The sequence below is a fragment of the Streptomyces sp. NPDC059828 genome (assembly GCF_042731955.1).
Classification (GTDB): domain Bacteria; phylum Actinomycetota; class Actinomycetes; order Streptomycetales; family Streptomycetaceae; genus Streptomyces.
The window spans coordinates 1-17,111 of the sequence record NZ_JBHWIW010000031.1 but is presented as its reverse complement, the minus strand read 5'-3'; the positions used below and the strand labels follow the sequence as shown (position 1 = coordinate 17,111).

The following is a 17,111-nucleotide window of genomic DNA, read 5'->3' as shown; positions in this document are numbered from 1 at the left end:
CCGTGCCGACGGCCCCCGGGCCGTCGGCAGACGCGGCCCGACGATCGGCGCCGGGCAGCGGGCAGCGGAATGCGGACGGGCACGGGAAAGCATGAAAGAGCAGCGTCCCGCGCCCGCCCGAAAGGGACCGGCGCGGGCCCGGTGCCACGCGACACGCGACGGGCCGGGGCCACCGAGCGGACACCGCCCGTGGCCCCGGCCCGTCGCCGTGCTCACCCCGCTGCGGCGATGGCGGGGTGGACGTTGTCGCGCCCGATGGTGAGCTTGCTCTGCGGAAGGTTGCTGGCGTAGCAGGACCACTGCGCGAAGCAGAGATTCACCGAGCGCGCCATGTGGGAGTAGTACGGGGACCCGAAGCCGCTCCATGAGGTGATCGGGGAACCGGACGGCGCGAAGGTGGCGTCGGTCAGCAGCCCCTGCGGGTAGACCACCGAGCTCTTGTCGGTGAAGTAGTCGTACCTGTCGTACGGCGCGTAGGTGAGCACCCGCGACGCCTCGACGAAGGAGATCTGGTTCGCGGTACACCACGAGAACTTGTGGTGCCAGGTGTAGATGGTCCCGCCCAGGTAGCTGGTGAGGGTCAGGGGGTAGTCGACGGCTCGGCACAGCTGCTGGTACGAGGCGAGCGACGCTGTGGCACCAGCCGCGAAGGAGCTTCCGGTGCGGGCCGCCCTCGCCGCCTTGGCGGACTTCTCGGCCGACCTGCCCGTCGGCGGGGCCACTTCGGTGACGACGGGGCGGCCCCACTTCACCGCCACCGGAACAGAGCGGGCGAGCTGCGGGTCGTTTGCGACGATCCGCAGGTCCGTCGCGTCGGCCCTGCCCTCGACGGCGTGACGGATCGCGGTCCGTACCGCCGCCTCACCCGGACGGTCGGCGGCGGGGGCGGGGTGCGCGCCCATGAGGAGTACGGCCGCTGCCGCCCCGAGGGCTGCGGTGAACAGGGGCATTCTCATGCTTTCCACTTCCTACGGAATAGTCGGTGTCCGGTGAGGGCCCGGCTCGGCCCTCACCGGCTCAACCTGCCCCAGGCGTAGGGTCGTTCGGCAGAGCAGCCATTACTCAGCTCCGCTCGCGGGCGGTCAGGCGGAGGCGGTGAGCAGGGCCTCGGCGACCGACGTACGGGCATACAGGACGCAGCGCCCGGCCCGGTGCGAGCTCACCAGCCCCGCGCCCCGCAGCGCGGTCAGACACTGGGACACACGCGCCATCGAGAGCCCGGTGCGGCAGGCGAGTTCGGTCGTGGAGGCCGGGGAGCCCAGCTCGGTCAGCAGTCGGGTTCGTGAGCGGCCCAGCACCGCGGCGAGGGCGTCGGTGGTTGTGGCCGTCTGCGGTTCGAACAGGGAGCCGGTGCCGCGGGCCGGGTAGGCCAGTTGCGGCGGCTCGGGCGGCGCCACCAGCGTGAACAGGGCGGGCCCCGTGAACACCGACGGGACCAGCACCAGCCCCCTGCCGGCCGTCCGCCGGCACAGCGGACCCGGGCGACGGGCGAGCAACAGCGCCTGGTCGTCCCAACTCGCCGACGAATGAAGCTCGTTGAAGAGATGCCCCGCGCCGTGCTCGGCCACCTGGAGCAGCCGGTGGAAGACGTCGGCGTCGAGCACCTCCCGGATCCGCACCCAATAGGGCGCCAGTGCCATGTCCCAATACGCCTCGATCTCCTCCGCGACCCGGACCAGACCGCTCTCCGGCTCGCCGTACAGACTGCGCAGCCGGGGGCCGAGCCGCTGCTCGCCCGCCAACCGGTCAAGTTCCTCACGCACCCGGGCAGCGGGAGTGGCCACGATCCGTGCGAGCTCCTCCGCCAGGGTGGGAGCCGGGCCGGCGGGCGCCGGGTTGAGGAAATCGGGAACGTACCCCGAGGCCCGGACCAGCCCGGCGAGCCAGCCGCGGTCCAGCCCGGACGCCGCCAGCCGCGGCCGTACCTGCGCCGCCCAGGCCCGGTGCACGCGATCGGCCCTGCCGGAACACAGCAGCCGCATGCTGGGCCCGACCTCCCACATCGGGGAGACGGCAAACCGCATTTGCGCGAGATCGCTCACCGAAAACGCCAGCTCTGCCCGCACGGCCACCTCAAGGATTCACGCATGTCTTAACCAGTGGCCCCACAGCCTACGTCCGGGAGACGATCCCGCCATGACCCCGCGATCGAGCACAGCGCCGGTGGCGGGTGGCTGGAATCCACACACCGTGACGGGGAGACGATGTGAGCACGCAGACACTGCCGCGGCAGTGGCCCTTGGTCGGCCGGACCGGGCAGATCGCGGACTTCGAACGGTCGCTGGCCGACCCCGAATGCTCCGGATTCGTGATCTTCGGTCCGCCCGGTGTGGGGAAGTCGCGGCTCGCGCAGGAGTGCCTGGCTCTGGCGAAGGCTGCAGGCCACATCGGCCGCGGGGCCGTGGCAACGGCAGTGGCGGGTGAGGTCCCCCTCGGCGCCATCGCCCACCTCGTTCCCGACGGGGTGGACCTGTCGGACCCCGTGTCCGGCTTCGCCGCCACGACACGGTTGCTGGCATGCATGCGCGGGGAGGGCCCTTCCGGCTCCCGCTTCGTCGTCCTCGTCGACGATCTGCACCTGCTGGACGCGACCTCCGCGATGCTGCTGCGACAGCTGATGGACGCCCGGGTGGTCTTCCTACTGGCCACGGTGCCTTCCGGTGCCCCCGCCCGTGACGCGGTGGACGCGCTCGCCCACGGCGATGCCGTGCACCCGGTGGAACTGACCGAATTCGGCTCGGACGACATCGAAGCCCTGCTCCAGTCCGTGCTCGGCGGCACCGTCCAGCGCTCCACCCTGCACACCCTCTACGACACGAGCGGCGGGAACGCCCTCTACCTGCGCGAACTCGTCCAGGACTCACTCGCCGCCGGCCGCCTCGTACGCAAGGGCGAACTGTGGACCATGCCGCCGTGCGACGGAATTCCGGTCGGCAGCCGACTGACCGACCTGGTCCGGCGCCGACTCGGCGGACCCACCGGCCCGGGCCACCGGATGCTGGAGACCCTGGCGCTGTGCGAGCCCCTGTCCCCGGAATCCCTGACGGCCGACGGGGAAGGCGACACCCTCGACGCGCTGGAACGGGCCGGACTGGTCGCCGTCACCAGCGAGGGACGGCGTACCCGGATACGGCTCGCGCACCCGCTCTACGGCGAGGTTCTGCGCGCCGGCATGCCCACGCTGCGGCGCCGGGAGATCCTGCTGCGCCAGGCGCGCAACCTGGAGCGGGCCGGGGCGCGCCGCCGGGAGGACGCCGTGCACCTGGCGTCGTACCGGCTCGCGGCCACCGGCACCGCCGACCCCGGCCTGCTGGTACAGGCCGCCGCCCTCGCCGTACACGCGGGCGACCACCCCCGGGCTCTGCTCCTCCTGCAGGCAGTGCCCGCGCACCGGCGCACATGGCAGGCGGAACTGCTGCGGGGCAAGACCCTCTTCGAAACCGGCCGGGCCGCGGACGCGGACGCCGCCCTGGCAAGGGCCGATGCCCTGGCCCGTGACGAGCAGGCGGCTCTGGCCGTCGCCCTGGTCCGCACCCAGAACCTCATCTGGGGGACCGGGTCGGACATCGGCCGCGCCCTGGCGGCCAACGACGCCGCCCGGGACCGGGTCACCAGCCCGCACGGCCTGCGCATGCTGGCCGCCAACGAAGCCTGCGTCAGGTTCAGCGGGTTCGACCTCCACGGCAGCATCGCCCTGCTGGACGACGTGGAAACCGACGGCACCACCGTGCCCGACCTCCCCAGATGGCTGTTGGCCGCCACCACCAAGTCCGTCGTACTGTCCCTGCTCGGGCAGGGACCGCAGGCACTCGAATGGGCTGAACGCGCCCTGACCGTGTGCGAGCAGACCAGCCGGGAGGAGTACACGCTGGCCACCGATACCTCGGCGGTCCAGGCACTGCGCGTGCTCTCCCTCATCGAATGCGGCCGACTGGCGCAGGCCCGTGCGCTGGGGGAGCTGGTGCATGAACAACTCGGCGGAGCACAGGGGCACTTCTCCACCGTGTTGCTGTCCCTGTACACGGGCCGGGCCGCGCTGTTCGCCGGCCGTCTCACCTCGGCCCGCCGCTGGTTCGCGGAGGTGCTGCGCGCGCCGCACACCTACGCGGCCGTCTCCCGTTCCCTCGCGGCGGCAGGCATGGCCGCGGCCGCCGCGATGCAGGGCGACGCCGAAAGCGCCCGCGCGGCGCTCGAGGAGTACGAGAGCATCCCCCGCCGGGTCGATGTTCCAGAGGAACGCATCGCCGAGGCCTGGGTGCACGCCGCCGATGGCAGTCTGAGCCAGGCCCGGGCCGTGCTCACGACGGCCGTTGGGGACGCCGCCCGGCGCGGCCTCGACGGGAACGAGGCCGTCCTCCTGACGGAACTGGCGCGCCTGGGCGGGGCCCGGGAGGCGGCCGCCCGGCTCGCGGAACTCGCCGCGGCCGGCGACAGGCCCTTCGTCGGCCTGCGCTCCCGGTTCGCCACGGCCCTGGCCGCCGAGGACCCGGCCGCACTGATGGACTCGGCGGCCGAACTCGCCGACCATGAAGCGGACTTGTACGCCGCCGAGGCGGCCGCCACCGCGGCGACGCTGTGGCAGAGCTCGGGGCACCCGCGCCGCGCCGCCGCGGCCCGTGCCGCGGCGGCACACCGGGCGCAGCGGTGCGAAGGCGCGCGGACTCCCGCACTCCTTGCAGCCGGCGCCGGGGCGCAACTGACCCGCCGGGAACTCGAGATCGCCCTGCTCGCCTCGCGCAACCTCGCGAGCCGGGACATCGCGGCCCGGCTGACGCTCTCGACCCGCACGGTGGACAACCACCTGCAACGGGTCTACGCCAAGCTCGGCATCACCGACCGCCGGGATCTTGCCGCACTGCTGGAGAGCCCTGGCCGGAGCCGAGCATGAAGCCGTCACCGCAGCTGCCATCCCACCGAGCGGCCTGGAACAGGGGATGATCGACAAGGATCGTTGCCATGACCTACGCGATCGAAGCCGCTCGCCCGGACGACCGCGCGGTGGGGGCCGTTGCCGCTGAAGGCTTGGCTGCGGACATACCTCAACCCGGAGGTGGGGATCGACGAGGGCTGGATCCGTGAGCATCGCGGCACGTCAGCCACCGCGGAAGGCGTCACCCGGTGGCGGGAGTTCATCGAGGCAGCGAACCAGCAACCGGACCTGTTGCTCTGCCGCGTTGCCCGTTCCGCAACGGAGATCGCCGGCGTCGTCTGCGGACGCCGCGGCCGGGTGGTCACTCTCGGACCGATGTACGTGCTGAACCACGTCCAGGGCCGAGGACTCGGTGGCCGCATGATGACCGAGTTCCTCACCTGGGCCGGAGCCGCACCCATCTGCCCATGGGACACCGACGACAACGACAGCGCGATCCGCTTCCACCAGCGCCACGGATTCACGATCACGGGCGAGCGGGAGCTCCGGCAGGGAAGCCTGCCAGACGTAGGCATGACCCGCGAGGTCGTATCCGCCGCCGGCCACAGGTGAGCCGTAGGGAACGAGACCCGCGCAGGCAGCGCCGGCCGGCTCTTGGCGCCGTACGGATCGCAGCCCGCTGTGCGTCGTTCGGGGTCAGGAGCGTGGCCGCAGCCAGTGACGTGCGGCGGCCGGCGTCACCTCGATGTCGTCGTTCCACGAACAGACTTCCAGCCACGACAGGTAGCCGCCCTGCGTGAACACCAGGACCTCGCCGGGGCACTCGCCGGCCTCTGTGAGCAGTTGCGCTTCGGCTGCCACGGCGGTGCCGGCGCCGGTGGGCGCGGGCTCCACCTCGCTGGTGTCGAGTGCGAAGTACGCGGTCCCACACCCGCATGTGCAGCGCGCTCGCACGCTGAGGTGCGGAACCTGCTTCCGGAGCGCGGCATGAACCGGATCATCGGCGTCGAGGACCAGCGCAAGCACGTCGGCCACGTCGGCAGGCAGGCTCTCGGTCATCCCGTCACCGTATCTGACCAGTGGCTTTGGATTCCGGCCGCGCCCGCCCCACAGCCGTTGCCCGGACCGGGCCACGCGTCCAGGGCCTGCTCCGGGTCGCAGCTGCGCGACTGTGCTGCGCCACTGACGCAGCGAGGATCCAGGGGTGCCTGCGATCGCCTTCGATGAGGCGCCCCACGGATGAGGGAGATCGATTTCCGAAGCGGTAGATGTCGCTTCCGGTCCCCTCTCCGTGGCGCCGCGAGGAGCTCGTCGCGGGCGCCTCCCGGGTCGGCGGCCAACTCGGCACGCACGGCGCCGCGATGGGCAATGAGACAACGGAACGTTGATTCATTGCTTCGTGGGGGTAGGGTGGCGTCATGCCGGATGACTCTCCGCTCGAATTGCGTAGCCGTATGGCCGACCTGGACGACCGCCCTGTGGCCGATGGGGTGCCCGCGGATGGGCTTCAGCGGGATACCGCACTGCTGGCCAGGCTGCTGGCCGGCGCCGCCCGGGGCGGGGGAGCGGGGGAGCGGAGTGTGTCGGATGACGATGTGGCTGCGGCTCTGGCTCTGTTCGAGGGCATGCGGACGGCGGTGGACCGACTTGAGACGCAGGTGGTCATCGAGGCCCGGCGCCGTGGCATGGAATGGCGGCAGATCGCTCTCCACCAGGGCCTGAAGTCCTCTCAGGCTGCCTCTCAGCGCTACCAGCGGCTGATGACCCGCCTCGAAGAGATCCGTCAGGGCATCCGGTGACATCCGGCCAGAGAGAACCTTCCATGAGCAACCAGCCCCCAGATCCGCTCGCCGCCGTCGAAGCGCTCCTCGCCGCGGTGGACGACGGTCACGTCCTGCCCCCGCCGGCCGAACGCGTCCGCCTGCGCGAGGCAGCCGGCCTGACCCAGGCCGCGGTTGCCCAGGCCCTCGGTGTACGCCTGCCCAGTATCCAGGCATGGGAGGACGGCCGCGCCGAACCGAAGCCCGAACGACTCCAGGCCTACCGGCGCCTCCTTGACGGCCTCGCTCAGCGCTATCCCGTCCCGTCGGCGTCCCCCGCCACGCCACCGCCCTCGGCCTCCACGCAGCGTTCTGCCGCCGCGCCACCCGTTGGCCCTTCGCGTTCCGCCCACACGGACTCGACATCCCGGCGCGCAACGGCCCCACGTCGCCCCGGTGCGCCGACAGCCGCTGCGGCGGGCCCGGCGCCACAGGGTGCCGATCGTCGATTCGCGAATGGGCCGCTGCTGGTCATCGATGCCGACGACGACCGTCGGACGACTGGTTACGGCGTCGGCGGCCTGATCATGGAGGTGCCCGCCAAGAGCATTGCGGCACTGGTGGAGTGGGCGTTGAGGGAGGCGCATCTCGGGGCTGCGAGGCTGCACGGCTCCGGTAAGGACGCCGACCCGCTCCTCGTACTGACGCCGGCCGCGTGCGAGCGGTATGGACTCCCCGTGGCACTGTCGGAGTCCGAGCGGCTCGCTTCGCGCCTCCCGGAAGGCCACAAGGTCCTCGAACAGCTCGACCGGGCCGATTGGCAGCTGACCAAGCGGGGCTTCGGGCCGTGGGCCCGGATCTACCGCCCCGCCGAGGGCCGTCAGCGGCAGTGCGTCCAGCTGTGCATCCCGTCCTGGAACGCCCTCGACACCCGCACCTGGGGCCACTCCGCAGAGCTTGGACCGGCTGAACTGGCCCGGGTGCTGGGTGTGTACGCCTCCCGGGTGATGACGCCGCGCGGTTCCACCGCCGTGACCGGCCTGGAACTCATGACCGCGTTGAATCCGCCGACCCGGGCGAGTGAGGCGGACACAGAAGGCAAACGGCACAAGGAGCACCGGCCGGGCTCGCTGGGCGAGCAACCGATGGACTGCGCGCCGTGCGAGGCCCCCGACGGGCACCCGCTGCTCGCCGGGCTGCCCCGATTCCACCAGCGGGGCCCTGCGGAGATGTTGTTCGAGGAGGCATACGACTGGGCGCGGGAGCTGACCGATGCCGAGTGCATGCAGCGCCACCTGGTGGGCCTCGACGTCAATCTGGCCTTCGGCGCGGCCGCGAACGGCGCACTCGTCGGCCTGGCCACGCCACCGGTGCACGTCACCGACCCGGATTTCGACCAGGCACTGCCGGGAGCGTGGCTGGTCGACCTCTCCCATGTCGACCTCTCGCGCGTCCGGGTCGGTAAGCAGTGGCGGCGGCTGCAGGGCGCTCTGCTGCCCAGTCCGTTCACACCGACCGGGGAGCGCCCAGCGGGCCCGGCCTGGTATGCGACCCCGACGGTGGCGTACGCGGTGGAGCTCGGTTACGACGTCGCGCCGCTGGAGGCCTGGGTACGAGAAGAGAGCGGCAGGTTCCTGGACGGCTGGTACAAGCGACTGAGGGACGCGTACATCGACACCATGGCGGATCTGGGCGTGGGCGAGAAGCAGTCCCCGCCGGAGTTCCTGAAGTCGATGGTCGACTACAAGGGCAACGACCCCCACACGGCGATCGTCCTGGACGCCATCAAGTCGACGGTGAAGGGCGGCATCGGCAAGTTGCGCGAGCGTGCGCGCGGCGGAGGCTGGAGGCCCGGGCAGGCGTGGCCGGCCCTCGCCCGGCCGACGTGGCGTCCTGACATCCGCGCCGTCGTCATCTCCCGGGCGCGCATCAACATGCACCGCAAGATGCTCAATCTGGCCGCCGCCACCGGCCGGTACCCGGTGGCGGTCCTGTCGGACTGCGCCGTGTACGCCGCCGACGGGCCCAGCCCACTGGATGTCCTGCCGTACGACGCCGACGGCAAGACCGTACCCGGCAGCTTCCGCCTCGGGGTCTCGCCTGGGATGGTCAAGCACGAGGGCACGCAGACCACTCTGTGGGCCGAGGACGTGCGCGAGAAGCACGGCCAGGTCCTCAATCTCGCCCGCTACATCAAGACGGGCGAGGTCACCGCCACGGACGACACCGAGTAGGAGACGAGGACCGATGGACAGGGTCGCGGACGGTCTCGACGCCGCGCTGCAGAAGGCGTTCACGCGCCCTATCCCCAAGAGCGCGGGCGCGCAGGTGCGCTACCTGGTCAAACAGCTCAAGAGCACCAGGGCGGTAGCAGGCCTGCTCGGCGTCACCCAGCGCACCGTCGAACGGTATGTGAAGGACCAGATCAAAAGGCCCCGGCCCGACCTGGCGCAGCGCCTGGAACGCGAGGTCGCCAAGCGCTGGCAGCCCCAGATTCGGGCCAAGGCCAAGCAGAACGCGGCCACCACCGGCGGCATCGTCATCGACACCCGTGCCCGTTTCGGCTACACCGCCGCCCCCGGGACCACCGATGACGCCCGTCTGCGCCACCTCACCCTCGCCCTCCCCCCGCAGTACGCCGCCCGTCTCTTCGAGGCCAAGGACGCCGGCGGTACCGAGCAGCAGCTGCGGAACATCGCCGCCGAGGCCCTGGGCGAGGTCTACTTCCGCGACAGCGGCCGCCGCGCCCACGGGCTGGAAGTCGAGTTCACCGACCTCGAACACCTCGAGTTCGACCTCTGACGTGGCCGTGGCCAAGCGCCTCCCGATCGCCGGCTGAGCCGAAGCGGGATAGCTGTCACATAGGCGGGCTTCTTGTCATCTGTGAAGGTTGACGCCGGAGGTCGTTCTCTCAACTCTTGACGGCCTCTGCGATCTGCTGGGCGGCCTGGGCGGGCGTGAGGTGCGTGGTGTCGACGACCTCGGCCTCGGCGTGCAGCCACGTGCGGGCCGCCTCAGCGTAGGGCTCAAGGTATTGGAGACGGAACGGCGAGTGGGGGCCAACAACGGTGTCGCCCGCGATGCGCCCGCGGAGGGTGTCCTGGTCGGCATGGAGGACGAAGTGCCGGACGGGAACGGCGTGCTGGGCAAGGCCCGAGCTGATCTCGCGCCAGTACTGCTCGACCAGGACCGTCATGGGCATCACCAGGGTGCCGCCGGTGTAGTCGAGGACGCGTCGGGCGGTCTCTACCACGAGTGGCCGCCACGGCGGCCAGTGCTGGAAGTTGTCCGTCGCGGGCAGCCCTGGCGTGATGTCCATGAGGGTCTCGCCGACCTTCTCGGCGTCGAACACCCGTGAGTCCGGGATCCGCTGCTGCACGAGCGCACTGGTCGTCGTCTTGCCTGCGCCATGGGTGCCGTTGAGCCATACGATCATGGACTTGACGCTAGCGTCGTGTGGGCGGCGGGGACAGGCAGAGTGGGAAATCCGGCATGGCTTCGGCGTCTCTGAGCGTGGTGTCAACCACCGAGATCAGGTGCTGCCCATCCCGAAAGGTTGCGGTCGATCGTTTTGGCCAACTGCTTGGCGTGGGCGTCGAGTAGCGGCTTGAGAGCTCGGAGTTGGGGTTCCGTGTCTCAGTCTGCCTGAGCCAGTGGCAGACGCTGTGCCGCCGTCGGCTCCAGACGGTGCGGAGTTCGGGGTCGTGGGCGATGTGTGGTGGGCAGGGTGCGAACTCGAGTTCGCCTTCGGTGGCGCGGGTCCAGATGTAGACGCTGACGGCGAGGCGTCGATCCTGGGCGGCCCCGCTCACCGGCCGCGAGCCGGAGGTCACTCAGGCCTATGGACCCCGTGGGCGCGGGCATGGGGGCCGGCTGGCCCTGCCGCTGACCGTGTTCACGGACCACCTGTCACCGTGGCGGCACTACGTACGCGTCGTGGGTCCTCGCCCGGATAGGCAGGCTTCGCCGACGCGAGGGAGGTGCTCCGGCGACGAGGCTGAGGTCATGACGAACACCGAAGTGAAGCCCGAAGCCGCAACCAACACCGACACCGACACGTGCACCCTTGAGGCGGCACCTGGCGCAGCGACGCCTCACGACAAGGGCACGCGGAAGAAGAGGAAGGGCCAGCGCCGCGCCGCCAAGGCACTGGCGTACTTCGCCCTGGTCTTCACCGGGCTCCTGGTCCTGGCCGAGCCATGGCTGCTGATCCCCGTCGTCGCTCTGGTCCTGGCGATATCCCTCTGGGACTGACCCGGCACCGCCAGGGCAAAGCACTCCTCCAGCCCTCGCCGAGCGAGCCGCATACGCACGGCGAGGGCCCACGCCTCCGAAACACCCTGGCAGCCCGCCTGGCACCAAGGGCGCATCCGGTGCTGCTGGTGACAGACGGGAGCCGGCCCCGCGCCCACTGGAGCAACGCCCCGCGCGGCAGCGGCAGGGACTCGTGACACGAGCCGAGCAGCAGACGCACGGCGCCCCGAGTCACCCTGCCCATGGCGTCCTTCTGGAACCGCCCGGGGCAGGCTCGAGCACGGCATTCGCCACTTCCCACCCACACCCGCCGCACACCCACACTCGAACGTGAAGGAGCACCACCATGAGGCCCTGCCTGCCCGGCGCCACGACCGTGCTGATCGCTGCCGCGGCCCTCTGTGGCACCACGGCCACCAGCGCCTACGCCGCACAAGACGCTGGACGGCGCCCGCCGAGGATCGTCGCCGACTGGGCCCATGCCTGGAATGGCACCAACCCCCAGGCGCTAGGCGCCCTGTTCACCGCCGACGGCACCTACACCGACGAGGCCGTCGGCATCTCCTTCCACGGCCGTAAGGAGATCGCCGGGTGGAAGGCCCGCGCTGACAGCCTCATCGACCATGTCCATGTGACCGTGCGCACTGCCCACCGCGACGGCGAGCGCATCACCGTCAACGCCATCTACTCGGGCCACCTCAAGGGCGCACCCAAGCCCTTTGCCGTACCGATGACCACTCTCCTCGCCCTCGACAAGAACCGCTGCCGGATCGTCTCCGACCAGGACCACTACAGTCTCGCCACCGTCCTCAGCCAGTCCGGACTGCCCGCCGACTGGACCCCGCCGGCCCCCTGACCCACCCACAGCGCTGCGCCTCTCCCTTCTTCCAGGCTCTCGCCGAGCGGGAGAACGGCGACCATTTCGGTGCCGGCGGACATCCGGCGCCGGAGACTTACCCACCGCGACCCGGGCCGGTGGGACGCATCGGCGGTCGACGCCTTTCTCGGCTGGGCCGACTGGCACCGCAAGCACGCCAGGGACCCCCGATACCGGCCCGGCGTCATCATCAACGACAGCTGGCCCGAGATGGCCTGGCAACACTGGACTGAGTGGACGGCCGACGACCGGCGATGGTCCACCCACCTGATCGACACCACGGACGAGTCCATCACGGACTCCGCAGACCAGGTCGCGCAATGGGTCGTCGAACAGCGCGAGGCCCTCCGGTCCGGCCGCCTCGCACTGTCGCGAGGCTGGCTGGATCAGACACACTCCGAGGTCGACCCCACCTCTTGATCCACTTCCGCAACAGGCCCTGAGGCTTCGGCGTAGTGGGGTGGCGTCCGTTTTGTGCTCAAGAGAGGGCGACTTAGGCAAGATCAAGACGGTTCGTGTGAACGCCATGCCGTGGGAGGGGGCGACGGACTCCCCCACCGTGTGAAACCGCCCCCCACCCTTCGTCCCGACTCTTGCTCTATCTATCGAAACTCGATAGATTTCCATCGTAACTCGTGGGAAGGGTGGGTCATGGGAAAGCTGACAGTGAGTGCGCTGCGCGCCGTGCTCGTGGTGGTGCTCGCCGGCACCGTGTTCGTACAGGCATCGATGGTGTGGGCGTTGGTCAGCGGGAACGACCCGGAGGACGGTTCGCTGCCGCTCACGCCGTTGCGCGTGATCACGGTCCTGGGCATGGTGTCGGCCCAGGTCGCCCTGGTCTGCGTATGGCGGCTGGTGACGATGGTGCGACGCGGAACCGTGTTCTCCCACGCCGCCTTCCGGTACGTGGACGGGATGATCGGCGCGATCGTGGCGGCCGCCCTCGTGTGGTTCGCGGTCACGGCTCTCAATGCGCCGGGCCAGCGGGACGACCCAGGCGTCACCGTCATCATGGCCGGGGTGGGCGTGGCCATCCTGGGGGTGGCACTCATCGTGCTCGTGCTGCGGATGCTGCTCGTCCAGGCCGTCGCACGCGACGTGGAAGCAGCGCAGATGCAGGCCGAGTTGGATGAGGTGATCTGATGCCGATCGCCGTCGACATAGATGTCATGCTGGCCCGACGCAAGATGTCCGTGGGCGAGCTCGCGGAACGCGTAGGGATCACTCCCGCCAACCTGGCGGTACTCAAGAACGGCCGCGCCAGAGCGGTGCGCTTCGCGACGCTCGCGGCACTCTGCGAGGTGCTCAATTGCCAGCCGGGCGACCTGCTGCGCTGGGAGGCCGAGGACGTATCGGGCGAATGAACCCTACCTGCCGACACGTCATCGCCGATCCCGCCCGGACGGCTTGCGTCACCTCCGGCGAATCGCCAGCAATGTAGGGGCCCCCGAACCAGATGCGCCGCCCTGTCGCAGGGACTGCACCGCATCGCCGATGACGTGCGGAGGGCCGACTGCTGGTCTCGCGGCCGTGTTCCTGACCGGGGCTCTGGCCGGATTGTCACACCGAGGCGTTACAGTGTGCGCCGCGGCTGAGACGGCTGACCACCGTACTCCTCGGGCATGGCCCGCCGCAGCACCCTCTTGACAGTCCGTCAGGGGTGTACGAGGGCCGGCCGCCCGGCTGTTGCGGCGGGCCCCCCTTCGGAAACCGGGAAACAGCCAGGAGACCCATGAGAAAGAGAGCGCGGAGAGCGAGCATTCTCGCCGCCGCCACCGCTGTTGCGGCCACCGGCGTGTTCATGGCCGCACCGAACGCCAGCGCGGGCACGTCCGAGATCGCGAACCCCGGCTTCGAGAGCGGCAACGCGTCCTGGCACGAGAAAGTGACGCCGTTCGCAGGCCACCCCATCAACAACTCCTCCGTGTGGCCGGCCCACTCAGGCACCGGCAAGGCGGAGCTGGGCGGGCAGGGTCTGACCGGCATGAGCCGAATCTCGCAGCAGGTCACGGTTCCGGCCTACCGGGTTCCGGTGCTGTCGTTCTGGGTGCGCAGCGACGTGGTTCACGGAGGGGCGGGCGGCGGCTTCCGCCAGCTGATCGTGGAGGCCACGGCGGAGGACGGCACGCCCCTTGAGCTGCATGACCGCATGAACAAGGGCGGGACCAGCGGTTCTTACGAGAAGGTGACGGTCACGCTGCCCGACGCTTTCTACAGCTCGCTTCCGCAGAAGGTGAACATCAGCTTCATGGTGATCGAGGACGCGGCGAACCGGATGCCGTTCCTGATCGACGACGTGAGCATGGAGTACCGCTTCAAGGCGATCGACCGTCCGGTGGTCATTCCGGGCGGGATCTTCCGGCCCATCGGGAGCTGATCCCCCGCAGGACGGCGGCGGCGCGGTCCGCGTGCCACCACGGTGACCGCGCCGCGTTGCCGCCGTCCGGCTGTACCGTCGTCAGCCTTGGACGGGGACGCGCAGATGTATGTCATGCCAGCAGTCGGCCTGGAGCAGTGCCCGACGCCGAACGCCTTCCAGGGCACCGATCAGAACTGCGCATGCACCCGCGAACAACGAGAGCGGACACCCGATGGCCACTACGGCCGTCCTCTTTGGTCGCTGCGGTTGTCGACTTACGGAGACTGCCCCGGGTCAGGGCGCGCGGCGAGGATGGTTCCGCCGGACCAGGGTGCCGGTGCCAGAGATCACCGGTACGAGGAGCGGAACAGTGGACACTGCCCGTCGTCAGACGAACGAGCGCTTCATCATCAGGCAGAAGACCACCCTCGTGATCAACCGGTACGTGGTGACCGAGTCGCTGCCGGATGGCTCCGAAGGGAGGGTCGTCGCTTTCGCCGAGCAGAAGCGGATGGCGCTCAAGGAGCAGATGACCTTCTACACCGACGAGTCCAAGGGGCGTGTTCTCTTCACCGCCAAGGCGCGCCAGGTCCTGGATGTCGGCGCCGTCTATGACGTGCGGGACGCGATGGACAACCACCTCGGCACGTTCCGCAAGAAGTTCGCAGCCTCCCTGCTGCGCTCGACGTGGGAACTGGACCAGCTGGACTCGGTGGGAGCGGTCGGGCGTGAGCGCAACCTGCTCGTGGCCGGGCTGCGCCGGGTCTGGGAGCTGCTGCCGCTCGACTTCGTGCCCTTCATGTGGCCGTACCACTTCGACTTCACCTCGGGCGACAAGGCGGTGATGAGCGTCGACAAGAAGATCGGGCTGCGCGACCGCTATCTGCTCGATGTGGCCTCGCCCGAGCTCGACCGGCGCCTGGCCATAGCGCAGGCCGTGGCCCTGGACTCGTTTCAGTCCCGCTGACGCAAGCGCCCCCGTGCTGCCCGGCGCCGAGCAGCGCCCGTATCGTCGCTCTCGCTCTCGCTCTCGCTCTCGCTCTCGCGGCTTGCCGGGCCGGCTCCGCGGTCCACTTCACCAGCCTTGACACCATGGTCCCCCATCTCAATGCCTCGAAGTCCCGGGGCATCCGGCCAGCACACTTTGGTCATGGCGCTCACGGCCCTCCGGGCACCGGGTGGTCCTGACCGGGGGAGGGGACAGCCTGCCGACTCTCGCACTCGCGGCCCGCGACCTGAAGGAAAGCCGCTGCACCCACCACTCCGAACGGGTCCCCTTCCCCCGCTGGGGCGACCTGGAGGACTACGCCGCCCACGACCCGGCCGGACGCGAGCTGCCCAGGGGTTCCCGCGAGCCGTGACGAGCCCTGCCGCGTCCGCCGGTCGTACAGTCGAACCCGTTACGGGGGAGGACTTCTGATGCGCAGCGTGACCTATTCGATGGGCGTCTCACTGGACGGCTACGTCGTCGGGCCGGACGGCGACTTCGACCGGACGGCGCCCGACGAGGAGGTCTTTCGCTTCGTCACCGACGAGATTCGAGAGGTCGGAGTCCATCTGCTGGGGCGACGGCTGTACGAGACGATGCTGTACTGGTACGTCCCGTCGGACGCGAACGGGCTGCCCGTCCTCGTCGGCGTCACTGCGGCCAACACCCACGACATCCCCATGTGCGGGAATCGGTTACGCGGCAAACGGATCGGTGTCCGCATCGCCCGCACGGGCGTCGAGTCATCGCAACGGCTCGGACGGCGCCGGTGGGTGATCGAACCTGGCCTTACTCGGCCCCGCTGCAGCCCTCTGCCGCTAGAAACGGCTCGTCCGCCTCACCGCGCAGGACCCGTCTCAGGAACCCTCGCTGCCGCCCGCACCTGCTGGAAGAAGTTCGCTCAGATCATCATTCGGGACACGGTCCTGTTGACTCATCGCGGCGACGAGGGTGGAGGAGACGTGGGCCAGGGCGGGGTCTGCAGCGATGGAGAACGTTTCGACTCCGGCCAGTTCGTGGTTCATGCGGGCCATCGGCATTTCGTAGTCCAGGTCGGCAACGCCGCGGACTCCGCGGATGACGACGTCGATTCCGACTCGGCGGCAGTAGTCGACCAGCAGGCCGCCGGTGTGAGAGTCGACCGTGACGTTGCTCAAGTCAGTTGCAGCCGCGCGGAGCCGGTCCAGCCGTTCCGCGACGGGGAAGCGGCCGGTCTTGTTCGCATTGAACATCACGCACACGACGACCTCGTCGAACAGGAGGGCAGTGCGCCGGAGTACGTCCTCGTGCCCTTGAGTGACCGGGTCGAAGGATCCGGGGAAGAGGGCTCGCATGATCGGAAAGAGTAACAATCGGCCGCCCCGGAAGCGAAGTGCCAGGGCGGCCAAACCAGCAAGATCAAGAGTGACAGCGAGAACGCCTTGCGGGTCGGGACAACCGCAGCGTCATACGTAGATCACGGCCACGTGGGACACGCTCTTAGACGTTGCTTCCATAGGGGTATCTGCGATGCAGAGGCGTTCTTGTTCGGGCGTAATCCCTGAGTGGGATCGGTCCCATGAGCCGTGACTTTGACGATGAGCGATTTGCTGGCGCCTATGAGCGTGGCAACGAGATGCCCCGAGGGGCTGCTGCGGGCCCGTGTCGCGCTGATCGCTTCCTATGTGCAGCGGTCGTCGCCGTCCATCGTCGAGATCGGACCGACGTAGTCGATCGCGCACCGCCACGAGTCCAGCTCCCCTCAAACACCGTGCTCATCAAGGACCACCCGGTACGCCCGAGCCCAGACCCGGTCCCGGCCGCGTTAACTTGCCCTCACCAAGGCCAGGCGACGGCTGAGATTCTGGGCTTGCCGCGCCGGCCGACCGGACCTCGTTGGCGTTCACCTACGCCGACCTGGTGGAGCAGGACGAACCGACCAGCACCGGGTGCGCCCCGAGTCTGCGTCCCGGCTTTCGACACCGGGACGCAGACTCGGGGCGCTGCCCGTGCTCCCGTCACCC

Annotated in this window: 17 protein-coding genes and 2 pseudogenes; 14 read left to right on the top strand and 5 right to left on the bottom strand. The window is 69.8% G+C overall.

The annotated features are described in order from the left end of the window. Positions 1 to 212: 212 nt before the first annotated feature. Positions 213 to 956, bottom strand: a complete 744-nt coding sequence (locus ACFV6V_RS19535) for a hypothetical protein (protein ID WP_385566450.1) — start codon at positions 954 to 956, stop codon at positions 213 to 215. Positions 957 to 1,082: 126 nt separating this feature from the next. Next, positions 1,083 to 2,024: an ArsR family transcriptional regulator gene (locus tag ACFV6V_RS19530; RefSeq protein ID WP_385566566.1), complete on the bottom strand. Its 942-nt coding sequence runs from the start codon at positions 2,022 to 2,024 to the stop codon at positions 1,083 to 1,085. 182 nt (positions 2,025 to 2,206) lie between these two features. Here ACFV6V_RS19530 and ACFV6V_RS19525 point away from each other — a divergent pair, with 182 nt between their 5' ends. Further along, entirely contained in the window at positions 2,207 to 4,888 is a 2,682-nt protein-coding gene (locus tag ACFV6V_RS19525; protein ID WP_385566447.1) for a LuxR C-terminal-related transcriptional regulator, read from the top strand. Positions 4,889 to 5,008: 120 nt separating this feature from the next. After that, positions 5,009 to 5,482 carry a GNAT family N-acetyltransferase gene (locus ACFV6V_RS19520; RefSeq protein ID WP_385566445.1) on the top strand — a complete coding sequence of 158 codons (474 nt, stop codon included), beginning with the start codon at positions 5,009 to 5,011 and terminating at the stop codon, positions 5,480 to 5,482. 84 nt (positions 5,483 to 5,566) lie between these two features. Here ACFV6V_RS19520 and ACFV6V_RS19515 read toward each other — a convergent pair whose 3' ends face one another. Further along, positions 5,567 to 5,929 (bottom strand): hypothetical protein, encoded by a 363-nt coding sequence (locus ACFV6V_RS19515; RefSeq protein WP_385566443.1) that lies wholly within the window; start codon positions 5,927 to 5,929, stop codon positions 5,567 to 5,569. Between the two features lie 359 nt (positions 5,930 to 6,288). Between ACFV6V_RS19515 and ACFV6V_RS19510 the strand changes: the two genes are divergently transcribed. From ACFV6V_RS19510 to tpg, 3 genes are read left to right on the top strand one after another with little or no spacing between them, the layout of a single operon-like run. After that, positions 6,289 to 6,669 carry a hypothetical protein gene (locus ACFV6V_RS19510; RefSeq protein ID WP_385566441.1) on the top strand — a complete coding sequence of 127 codons (381 nt, stop codon included), beginning with the start codon at positions 6,289 to 6,291 and terminating at the stop codon, positions 6,667 to 6,669. Positions 6,670 to 6,692: 23 nt separating this feature from the next. Beyond that, complete coding sequence (gene tap, locus ACFV6V_RS19505; protein WP_385566439.1) at positions 6,693 to 8,864, top strand: telomere-associated protein Tap; 2,172 nt, start codon at positions 6,693 to 6,695, stop codon at positions 8,862 to 8,864. A gap of 13 nt (positions 8,865 to 8,877) precedes the next feature. Beyond that, complete coding sequence (gene tpg / locus ACFV6V_RS19500) at positions 8,878 to 9,432, top strand: telomere-protecting terminal protein Tpg (RefSeq protein WP_385566437.1); 555 nt, start codon at positions 8,878 to 8,880, stop codon at positions 9,430 to 9,432. 109 nt (positions 9,433 to 9,541) lie between these two features. On the opposite strand, the gene ACFV6V_RS19495 is transcribed toward tpg, so the two are convergent. Continuing rightward, positions 9,542 to 10,066 carry an AAA family ATPase gene (locus ACFV6V_RS19495; RefSeq protein WP_385566435.1) on the bottom strand — a complete coding sequence of 175 codons (525 nt, stop codon included), beginning with the start codon at positions 10,064 to 10,066 and terminating at the stop codon, positions 9,542 to 9,544. Between the two features lie 569 nt (positions 10,067 to 10,635). On the opposite strand from ACFV6V_RS19495, the gene ACFV6V_RS19490 reads away from it, so the two are divergent. From ACFV6V_RS19490 to ACFV6V_RS19450, 9 genes and pseudogenes are all read left to right on the top strand, one after another. Continuing rightward, positions 10,636 to 10,884, top strand: a complete 249-nt coding sequence (locus ACFV6V_RS19490) for a hypothetical protein (RefSeq protein WP_385566432.1) — start codon at positions 10,636 to 10,638, stop codon at positions 10,882 to 10,884. A 346-nt stretch (positions 10,885 to 11,230) separates the two neighbouring features. Continuing rightward, entirely contained in the window at positions 11,231 to 11,740 is a 510-nt protein-coding gene (locus ACFV6V_RS19485; protein WP_385566430.1) for a nuclear transport factor 2 family protein, read from the top strand. 69 nt (positions 11,741 to 11,809) lie between these two features. Continuing rightward, a complete protein-coding gene (locus tag ACFV6V_RS19480) occupies positions 11,810 to 12,181 on the top strand; it encodes a hypothetical protein (protein ID WP_385566427.1) in 372 nt (123 codons plus the stop codon). A 231-nt stretch (positions 12,182 to 12,412) separates the two neighbouring features. Beyond that, positions 12,413 to 12,904, top strand: coding sequence for a DUF2975 domain-containing protein (locus ACFV6V_RS19475; RefSeq protein WP_385566425.1), 492 nt, complete (start codon positions 12,413 to 12,415; stop codon positions 12,902 to 12,904). Next, positions 12,904 to 13,125 (top strand): helix-turn-helix domain-containing protein, encoded by a 222-nt coding sequence (locus tag ACFV6V_RS19470; RefSeq protein ID WP_385566422.1) that lies wholly within the window; start codon positions 12,904 to 12,906, stop codon positions 13,123 to 13,125. The genes ACFV6V_RS19475 and ACFV6V_RS19470 overlap by 1 nt, the downstream gene beginning before the upstream one ends. A gap of 368 nt (positions 13,126 to 13,493) precedes the next feature. Further along, positions 13,494 to 14,138 carry a hypothetical protein gene (locus tag ACFV6V_RS19465; RefSeq protein WP_385566419.1) on the top strand — a complete coding sequence of 215 codons (645 nt, stop codon included), beginning with the start codon at positions 13,494 to 13,496 and terminating at the stop codon, positions 14,136 to 14,138. A gap of 352 nt (positions 14,139 to 14,490) precedes the next feature. Beyond that, on the top strand, positions 14,491 to 15,087 hold the full coding sequence (locus ACFV6V_RS19460; RefSeq protein WP_385566417.1) for a hypothetical protein: 597 nt from the start codon (positions 14,491 to 14,493) through the stop codon (positions 15,085 to 15,087). Positions 15,088 to 15,286: 199 nt separating this feature from the next. After that, a pseudogene (locus tag ACFV6V_RS19455) lies at positions 15,287 to 15,457 on the top strand (DNA helicase); the annotation flags it as partial. Between the two features lie 82 nt (positions 15,458 to 15,539). Next, positions 15,540 to 15,716 (top strand): annotated as a pseudogene (locus ACFV6V_RS19450) (dihydrofolate reductase family protein); the annotation flags it as partial. A 249-nt stretch (positions 15,717 to 15,965) separates the two neighbouring features. Here ACFV6V_RS19450 and coaD read toward each other — a convergent pair. Next, a complete protein-coding gene (gene coaD / locus ACFV6V_RS19445) occupies positions 15,966 to 16,442 on the bottom strand; it encodes a pantetheine-phosphate adenylyltransferase (RefSeq protein WP_385566563.1) in 477 nt (158 codons plus the stop codon). Positions 16,443 to 17,111: the final 669 nt, after the last annotated feature.

Excerpts from the sequence above, each read along its gene's own strand:
- ACFV6V_RS19510 (WP_385566441.1), top strand. The coding sequence starts at position 6,289 with ATGCCGGATGACTCTCCGCTCGAATTGCGTAGCCGTATGGCCGACCTG.
- tpg (WP_385566437.1), top strand. The coding sequence starts at position 8,878 with ATGGACAGGGTCGCGGACGGTCTCGACGCCGCGCTGCAGAAGGCGTTC.
- ACFV6V_RS19465 (WP_385566419.1), top strand. The coding sequence starts at position 13,494 with ATGAGAAAGAGAGCGCGGAGAGCGAGCATTCTCGCCGCCGCCACCGCT.
- ACFV6V_RS19515 (WP_385566443.1), bottom strand. The coding sequence starts at position 5,929 with ATGACCGAGAGCCTGCCTGCCGACGTGGCCGACGTGCTTGCGCTGGTC.
- ACFV6V_RS19535 (WP_385566450.1), bottom strand. The coding sequence starts at position 956 with ATGAGAATGCCCCTGTTCACCGCAGCCCTCGGGGCGGCAGCGGCCGTA.
- ACFV6V_RS19495 (WP_385566435.1), bottom strand. The coding sequence starts at position 10,066 with ATGATCGTATGGCTCAACGGCACCCATGGCGCAGGCAAGACGACGACC.
- tap (WP_385566439.1), top strand. The coding sequence starts at position 6,693 with ATGAGCAACCAGCCCCCAGATCCGCTCGCCGCCGTCGAAGCGCTCCTC.
- ACFV6V_RS19475 (WP_385566425.1), top strand. The coding sequence starts at position 12,413 with ATGGGAAAGCTGACAGTGAGTGCGCTGCGCGCCGTGCTCGTGGTGGTG.
- ACFV6V_RS19485 (WP_385566430.1), top strand. The coding sequence starts at position 11,231 with ATGAGGCCCTGCCTGCCCGGCGCCACGACCGTGCTGATCGCTGCCGCG.
- ACFV6V_RS19470 (WP_385566422.1), top strand. The coding sequence starts at position 12,904 with ATGCCGATCGCCGTCGACATAGATGTCATGCTGGCCCGACGCAAGATG.
- coaD (WP_385566563.1), bottom strand. The coding sequence starts at position 16,442 with ATGCGAGCCCTCTTCCCCGGATCCTTCGACCCGGTCACTCAAGGGCAC.
- ACFV6V_RS19490 (WP_385566432.1), top strand. The coding sequence starts at position 10,636 with ATGACGAACACCGAAGTGAAGCCCGAAGCCGCAACCAACACCGACACC.
- ACFV6V_RS19530 (WP_385566566.1), bottom strand. The coding sequence starts at position 2,024 with ATGCGGTTTGCCGTCTCCCCGATGTGGGAGGTCGGGCCCAGCATGCGG.